Origin of the sequence: Micromonospora sp. S-DT3-3-22, assembly GCF_015354745.1 — a bacterium.
GTDB lineage: Bacteria > Actinomycetota > Actinomycetes > Mycobacteriales > Micromonosporaceae > Micromonospora > Micromonospora wenchangensis.
Genome location: NZ_JACGMO010000066.1, coordinates 31381 through 39570, shown reverse-complemented (window position 1 = coordinate 39570; position 8190 = coordinate 31381). Strand labels below are relative to the sequence as shown.

Annotated in this window: 5 protein-coding genes; 4 read left to right on the top strand and 1 reads right to left on the bottom strand. The window is 69.6% G+C overall.

Features of this window, described 5'->3' with window-relative positions; all coding sequences use genetic code 11:
* A partial coding sequence (locus tag H1A17_RS19600) for a transposase (RefSeq protein ID WP_228543619.1) occupies window positions 1-114 on the bottom strand: 114 nt, incomplete at its 3' end.
* A gap of 391 nt (window positions 115-505) precedes the next feature.
* On the opposite strand from H1A17_RS19600, the gene H1A17_RS19595 reads away from it, so the two are divergent.
* From H1A17_RS19595 to H1A17_RS19580, 4 genes are all read left to right on the top strand, one after another.
* A complete protein-coding gene (locus H1A17_RS19595) occupies window positions 506-2293 on the top strand; it encodes an Hsp70 family protein (protein ID WP_309236814.1) in 1788 nt (595 codons plus the stop codon).
* 22 nt (window positions 2294-2315) lie between these two features.
* Window positions 2316-4340, top strand: coding sequence for a hypothetical protein (locus H1A17_RS19590; protein WP_228543847.1), 2025 nt, complete (start codon window positions 2316-2318; stop codon window positions 4338-4340).
* A gap of 132 nt (window positions 4341-4472) precedes the next feature.
* Window positions 4473-7244: a BTAD domain-containing putative transcriptional regulator gene (locus H1A17_RS19585; protein ID WP_194822589.1), complete on the top strand. Its 2772-nt coding sequence runs from the start codon at window positions 4473-4475 to the stop codon at window positions 7242-7244.
* Window positions 7241-8152: a DUF2637 domain-containing protein gene (locus tag H1A17_RS19580; RefSeq protein ID WP_194822588.1), complete on the top strand. Its 912-nt coding sequence runs from the start codon at window positions 7241-7243 to the stop codon at window positions 8150-8152. The genes H1A17_RS19585 and H1A17_RS19580 overlap by 4 nt, the downstream gene beginning before the upstream one ends.
* Window positions 8153-8190: the final 38 nt, after the last annotated feature.

The following is an 8190-nucleotide window of genomic DNA, read 5'->3' as shown; positions in this document are numbered from 1 at the left end:
CCGACGCGGATGCTTCTCGGGCCTGCCCATCCACTGCGGCGAGGGCAGCATCGGCTCAACGAGGTCCCACTCGGCATCGGTCAGATCAGACGGGTACCGCCGCACTCGATCCATGCCCGTCTACCGAGCGAGCCCTGATCATCGATCGCACTCACTGTGCGACACACCCGACCAGCACACATCCCAAACACTCTCTCAGAACCTGGCAGCGACGGCAATGGCAGTCCGTTTCACCTTCAGGGCCCAGTCCACCCGCTGGGCAAAGTGGGCCACCATCATCACCTCCACGCACGCCTGCCGGCACCGCCCGCTCTCCCCTTTCGGACTCAGACGCAGGAGTTCCACGATCCGGAGCAGCCTTGATTCTCCTGAGTGGTCAGGAGGTGACTTGAATGAGTATTCATGTTTGACTACCTGCGTGGGGGCGGGGGGAGCACGGCTGTCGATCGACTGCGGTAGCGCGAGCACCGTAGCCGTGTTGGCCTGGCCTGATGGTCGGGCGTCGGTGTTGCCGTTCGATGGTCTGCCCTACCTGCCCAGCGGCTTGTTCCTGGCCGAGGGTGGGCAGGTGTGGACAGGGCGACGGGCGTGGCAGGCCGCCGAGACGCAGCCGCACCGGTTCGTACCTAATCCCCGCCGTACCGGCGATGGCGAGCTGGTCATCGACGGCTCGGAATCGGCGGCGGTGGACTTGGCGGCGGCGCCGTTGCGGCGGGCTGCTGCGGAGGCCGAGGGTGCCGTGGGTGAGCCTGTGCGGGATGTGCGGTTGGTGGTGCCGGCCGGGTGGGGACCGCGTCGGCGCACCTGGATGCGGCAGGTCGCGCACCGGGCGGGTCTCGGGCAGCCGCGCCTGGTAGAGGCTCCGGTGGCCGTCGCGGAGCACCTGGTAGCCACGGGAGCGCGGCTGACGGTCGGATCGTTCGTTGTCGTGTGTGATGTCGGCGCGGGTGTCGAGGTGACGGTGCTGCGCCGAGGCCCGTCAGGGTTCGAGGTCCTCGCCACCCTCGCCGACCCTGCGGCCGGCGGCGCTGCCGTCGACCTGGCATTGACCGCTGCCGTGCTCAACGGCCGGGAGGTGACCGCCGGCGGTATGGGCCAGTGGGCGATGGCGGAAAGCGTCCGGGTCGCAAAGGAAACCCTGGGCTCGTATCCGGCGGTCACGGTGCCGATCGCCGGCCACCACCCGGTCATCGCGGACCGCACCATGCTCGACGCCGCCGCCCAACCAGTCGTACGGCGGGTCGCGGAATTGACCCAGCAGTGCATCGCCGCCGCCGAACTGACCCCCGGCGACCTCGCGAGAATCTACTGCGTCGGCGGCAGCGCCCACCTTCCACGCCTGGACACCGCCATCGCCGAGCACACGGGGATCACGCCGGTGCTGGTGGCGGAGCCTCAACTCGTCGCAACGCGGGGCGCCGCCGAGGTGGGCGCTCCCGCAGCGGGGGTGAATGCGGTGGAGGTGCCGGTGCCGCCGATCCGGCGGGCCGTCGCCATCGCGGTGCCCGGCCTCGCCTCCCTGGCACTGCTGTGGCAGGCCCTACTGACCGCCGAACGCAACAACACCCTCAGCGCGTACTACTACGTCCTGTTCAACCTCGGCGAGTTGACCATGGCGGCGGTGTTCGCCCTGGTGGCCTGCATCGCAGCGGGCACCGTCCTCGGCTCGTTGATCGCCGCCCGCAGCCCCACCCCCGAACTACGCACCGAAGGCGGAAAGGTCAGCATCGGCATCCTCGCCGGGGTCTCCCTCGGCGTCGCCATCGCCGCCCTCTACGCCGTCGTCATCAGCCAATACTTCGGCCTACCCCTACGCGGATTCCTGACCTGGGCGCTCTGGCCGATCGCCCCCACCGCCGTCCTCGCCGTGGTCATGGCGATGATCGCCGCCCGACAATGGCGTACACCCTCCGGCGGCTGGTCCGCGCTCCTGGCCACACCGACCGGCTCGGTCGTCACCGCCGCCGTGGGCATGGGACTCATCCAGTACGCACGCACCGCCGACCGATGGCCCCACCTGGTGGTATGGCTCGACCTCACCGCCCGCATCGGCGGACTCCTCCTCGGCATCGGCACCGTCATGGCCCTCGTGACACCCCTGATGTTCCGCATCGTCCTCGCCGCCCCAGTAGCGGTGATCAGCGCCGCGATCGTCACCGGACAATCCACCGGCATCCTCGGCGTCAGCTACGCCATAGCCATCACCATCTGGTGGGCAGCACGCGTATGGACCCGCCTCATCCACCCCACCACCGGCCCCACCACCCTCAACCCACCAGGCCGAGGCAGCTGACATGCGCTGGCCACGGCAACTGATGTCACTGCTGCTCGTCCTGGCGTTCCTGGTCGGCCCACCGGCGATGCTCCTGACCGTGATCGGCCCACCCATTCGCGGATGGCCCACCACGGACCAGTTACGAGCCTGGTTACAGCAGCCGTTGACCGAGCAGACCCTCACCGCCGGACTCGCTATCGGAGCGTGGTTGATCTGGCTGCTCGTCGCCTACACCGTCGCCGTCCGGATCATCATCCGCCTCCGCGCCACCACGGCATGGCTACGGCGGATGCCCCTCCCCACACCGCTACAGGCGACGGCCAGCGGAGTGGCCGGCGCAGCCGTCTTCGGCGTCACCACCAACACCGTCACCACCACCCCGCCGCAACCGCCGCAACCCTTAGCAACAGGCACCGCCGCCTTCCACGACGAGATCGCCCCGGATGACCATCGCGACCAGGCCGTAGGCGAGGACGGGGTCACGGTTGCCGGTGGCTGGCTGCCCCGGGACGTCGCCGAACAGGTCACCGCAGCCGCAGCACTGGTCTGGCTACGCCGCCGCCGCGACTACCAACCCCACCCCACCCACCCCAACGACACCGACCTCACCCCACTACCGCCCACCGTCACCGCCGTCCAAGCCGCCCTCGCTGACACCCCCACCACGCCGCCGTCGGACGGAACCGCCGCCCTCCTCGAAGCCCTGCCGGCCGGCGGTGTCGGCCTCACCGGACCAGGCACACTGCCCGTTGGACGAGGACTGCTGGTAACCGCCATCCTGGCCGGACAACGCCACAGCCCTACCTCGTTGATCGTCACCAAGGCAACCCTTGCCATCCTTCTCGGACCGGCCGCGGAAACGCTCGGGCGACGCCTGCCGTTGACGATCGTCGACACCGTTGACGAAGCAGCGCAGCTGCTCCAACCCGCCGGCTCCGTCGCTGGTGAGGTCATTCCTGGTCAGCGACGGGGTGAGACGTCGAGTGGGCATGGCCATCGAAAGATCGTTCTGCTGAACGACCACGACGGCGACGAGCAGCAGTTGAAGCAACTCGCCGAGACGGGCAACGCCGCCGCTGTTCTCGTCGTCTTTCTGGGAGAACGGCCGGGCGGGCCAAACTGGCACGCCGACTCCACCGGTCACCTGCGCGACCCACACCACCCCGACATGCCGAGCCCACGGCTGTGCATCCTGGACCAGACGGCAACCACCGACCTGCTCACCGTCATCGCCAGTCCCGACCCGGCACCACCCCACCCCGCCAGCGGCGGACGCCCACCGCTCCCCTACGTGGGACCACCAGAGCTGCCACTGCCACGACAGGTCACCCGACACGAGCCTCTGCGCCTGTCCACCGCACCCCGGCAGCGGCTTCGTCTGCGCGTCTTGGGCGATCCGCAACTGCTCATCGACGGCGAACCCCTGACCATCCGCCGCAGCGCCGGCCTCCAAGTCCTCGTCTACCTCGCTGTCCACCCCAGCGGGGCCGACACCGCACAACTCACCGACGCCGCCTGGCCGGGACTGCCCCGCCACTCCCTCACCGGCCGCCTCTACACCGCCGTCAGCGACCTCCGCAGCACCATCCGAACCGCAAGCGACCTGCCCGTCATCGACCACTCCGATGACCGCTACCGCCTCAACCCCGCGCACATCGACGTCGACCTGTGGCAACTCCACACCACCATCCACCACGCCACCACTGCGCTTGCCCCCGCCACCACCGCCTGGCGGACCGTCCTCGACGCCTACCCCGCCGACCTCGCCGCCACACGCGCCTGGCCCTGGCTCGACCCCCACCGGGAAGCAACCCGCCGTCGAATCATCGACCTGTGCGCCACCCTCGCCGCCAAGGAGCCTGACTCTCACCGCGCCCTGCAGTTGCTGGAGGACGGCATCCGCATCGACCCGTACAACGCCGACCTACACAGGCTCGCCGGCCGTGCCCTCACCGCCCTCGGCCGCCCTGAAGCCGCTGCCGAGCTACAGCTTCGCCACCAGCAGAGTCTCAGACGCGCCAACATTGATGGCGGCAACTTCGATCTCATCTCTACTACTCCGTAGCGCTGTGACCTGCGGTTGTGAGGTCGTGTAAGGAAGTGTGAGGTGCTGTAAGGTCCTCAACCCGCCGTCGTCGTCCATCGCGCTCTTACGGTCTGTCTCACCAACCGCGGCAACGCCGGAGGGAGACAGGCCATGGCGAAACGGGTCTCGGCAGCAGCCGTACGCGCCGTCACCGCATTCCTCGCGTTGGCACCGCCAGCGCTGCTCTACCAGATCGGCTGGCTAACCGTCCCTAAGCTGTCCACGGACCAGCTTCGGGCGTGGGTGCACCAGCCATTGACCGCCGGTTTTGTAGCGATGCTGGGATACGCCGGAGCCGGGGCACTGTGGGTACTGCTCATGGCCGCCGTCACCGATCACGCACACCGGTACCTCACCGCTCGCCTACGGTGGCACCTCACCCTGCACCTACCCGGCCCTCTGCAAGCGCTCGCGGCAGCCCTGCTGGGCACTACCGCCATCACGACCGCTGCCGCCCTTCCCGCCGTCGCACACGACCACACCGCAGCCGATACCGACCCACCACCAGCCGACAGAGCAGCCCCGATCCACGATGCCCCTGTTCTTCCGCCGCCAGGCGACCCTTCACCATCCCCCCGGGGACTCACCGCCACCTCGGCAACAGCGACCACCGCCTTACCAACACCGACGATCCCCGATACGACGACAGAGTCCGCACGTCACGCTTCCCCGCCGGTCTTCAACCGCACCGGCGCGCATCCCCCATCCCACGCCCCACGCGAGAAGGTCCGGGTCGTTGCCGGAGACAACCTGTGGGATTTGGCTGCCGAGCATCTCGGTGATGCGACCCGGTGGCGGGAGATCTACGCCCTCAACCGGGGACACCGCCAGACCAACGGCTACGCGCTCACCAACCCCAACACCATCCACGTCGGATGGAAACTCACACTTCCCGCCCACCAGGCCACACCAACACCCGCCCTACCCCGCCCCAAGCCACCCGCCGCCGGCAACTCCGGCCACGCCATACCCAAAGCGGAGACGAGTCCCTCTGCACCGCTCACCCCTCACACATCAACTGGCCCGCACCGGTCGACACCGCACACCACTACGCCGAGCACACCAGCCGACACAGCACCCACCACACCCCCAGCACAACCCCACGCGCAGCCGTACGACGAAACGGAGACCGTGCTGCCGGCGCGCGGCTGGATCAGCCTCGGCCTGGCCGCCGCCATCGCCGCCGTCGCCGCTCTGCTACGCCTACAACGACGCCGCCGCGCCCGGCTGACCTTCCCCACATCGGTCAGCACCGCCCCGCAACGCTCCCCGATACCGCCGTCTCTGGCCCCCGTCGACATCATCGGCAACCGCCACCTCGGCCCCAGCAGCGACCACCAGCCCGCCAGCCCCGCCCTTGCGGCACCGATCGGCGTCGACTCGGACGGCACCGAGGTAAGCCTGTTCCACCTGCCCGGTCCCGGCTCCGCCCTGCACGGCGACGGAGCCGTACCAGCGGCCCGCGCCATCCTCGCGTCCGTCCTGACCAGCGGCGCGGTCGAGACAGCCACCGCCCGCCCGGTCGTGGTCACCACCACCGACCTACTCGCCCAACTCCTGCCCGAGGACGCCCCGGCGGTCGGGCTGGACCCCGACGGCACCGCCTACGACGGAGAACGCCTCATCGTGCTCGCCGACACCGCTGCGGCGATCACCCACGCCGAGGAGGAAATGATCGGCCGCCGCCGGCTACTGGACACCTTCGACGCCGAGACGATCACCGACCTCAACGCCCGCACCGACCACGCCGAGACCCAACCGCCGTACGTGCTGCTCATCGACTCCAGCCCTCGGCACGCTCCCCGCCTCCAGGCCGTCGCCACCCACCGCGCCGCCCTGAACCTGCACCCCGTCATCCTCGGCCCGCACGACGGCATCCCCACCATCGAGATCACCGCCAAGGGCACCACCACCGGCTACGAACCGCACCCGGCGACCCGGCTGTCCACCCTCGGCGCGGATGACCTCGCCGCCGTCCTCTCCATGCTCACCGACGCGATAGCCCGTCCCGAGGCCGGTACCGACGTTGACGACCCGCCCGCCGAGATCTCGCCGACCGCGGTGACCGCCGAGCCGAACGAGGCGGCACCGCCCCAGGCCGACGACGCGGCGGCCCTGGTCCGCCTCCGGGTCCTCGGCCCGGTCACCGTCGCCACCGACGCCGGTCCGATCGCCACCGGAATGCGCAGCGGCTCCTACACCGCGCTCGCCGTCCTCGCCGCCCACCCCGCCGGCCGCACCCTCGACCAACTCGCCGCCGACCTGCACCCCCACGCCGACCCGGCCGCCGCCATCAAACGCGTACGAACGGACATCACCTCCGCCCGGCGGGTGCTGCGCGCCGCCACCGGCCACGAGGAGCCCATGTTCATCGTCTACGACCCGGCCACCGGCCGATACCAGCTCGACCCGCAGACCGTCACGGTGGACCTCTGGCAGATGCTCACCGCCATCGACCAAGCCACCACCACCGACGACGAAGCGGCGATGCTTACCGCGCTACGCCGGGCCACGGAGCTGTACGCAGGTGACTTCGCCGAAGGCCACGACCACACCTGGGCCACCGACTACGCCACCAGCTACCGCCATCAGATCCTCACCGCCTACGCCCGCATCGCCGAGATCCTCGAACCCGACCACCCCGACCAGGCCGTTGCCGCCCTCGAACACGCCGCCGAACTCGACCCCGTCAACGAGGAGCTGTACCAGCGGATCATGCGCATCCACGGCCGACAACAGCGCCCCGACGCCGTCCGACGCACCCTGCGCCGCCTGGAAGAACGCCTCGCGGACCTCGGCGACGCCGAACCGTCCCAAGCCACCCGCCGCGTCGCCGAGCGCCAGCTCCGACCCGTCGCCCCAGCCAGTGGAGGACGGCCATGAACCACCGCCAGCTCCAACGGATGCAATGGGCAGTGCGGGCCACACTGGTCCTCGGCGTAGCCGCCTCGGTCACCGCGAACATCCTGCACGCCCAACCCAACCCGATCTCCCAGACCATCGCGGCCTGGCCACCCCTGGCCCTCCTGATCACCGTCGAGCTGGTCACCCGCATACCCGTCTACCACCGTGCGCTCGGCATCATCCGGATCGTCGCCGCCTCGACCATCGCCGCCATCGCCGCCTGGATCAGCTACCACCACATGGTCGGCGTCGTCGCACGGTACGGCGAAACCGGCACCGTCCCCTACCTCCTACCACTCTCCGTCGACGGGCTGATCATCGTCGCGTCGGTATCACTCGTGGAACTCGCCGCACGCCGCCGCGAAGCCGAACACACACCGCACGCCGTAGCGGCAAAGACCCCACCGGCACCATCTCCAGGCCAGCCCATCGAATCGGCACCCGTCGAGACCATGCCCGGGATCAGCGCCACCAGGCCAACCGGTCGGCGTCCACTGTCCGAACCTCCTTCCCTGGACGCCGATGCCGACGAGCCGGCCCACGGCGGGACTCCTGACACTGCCGACCACCCGGACGACGATCAGGAAACGGACGGCAGCGAGACTGGTACTGACCTTGATGCGGAACCTGACGATGACGACCCATCCGACGAGACCGATGACATCGACGTCGACCTCGCCCCGGACCTGGTGCCACTACTGCCCGCCGCCCGCGCGGCCCGCGACGAACTGACCCGCGAAGGCCACACCGTCAGCCGGGATGCCCTCGCCCGACGGCTACGCCAGAACGGCCACTCAATCCGCAACAGCGCCGTCTCACAACTGCTCGCCACGCTGCGCCAGGAGACACCCCCGGTCAACGGCACCCGACCCACGGCATCGGTATGAACGTGCCGACGTCAGCTCACCGCAGGATCAGACACGCG

What these genes read in the sequence shown, in the direction of transcription:
- H1A17_RS19580 (WP_194822588.1), top strand. Translation starts at nt 7,241, where the DNA reads ATGAACCACCGCCAGCTCCAACGGATGCAATGGGCAGTGCGGGCCACA.
- H1A17_RS19590 (WP_228543847.1), top strand. Translation starts at nt 2,316, where the DNA reads ATGTCACTGCTGCTCGTCCTGGCGTTCCTGGTCGGCCCACCGGCGATG.
- H1A17_RS19585 (WP_194822589.1), top strand. Translation starts at nt 4,473, where the DNA reads ATGGCGAAACGGGTCTCGGCAGCAGCCGTACGCGCCGTCACCGCATTC.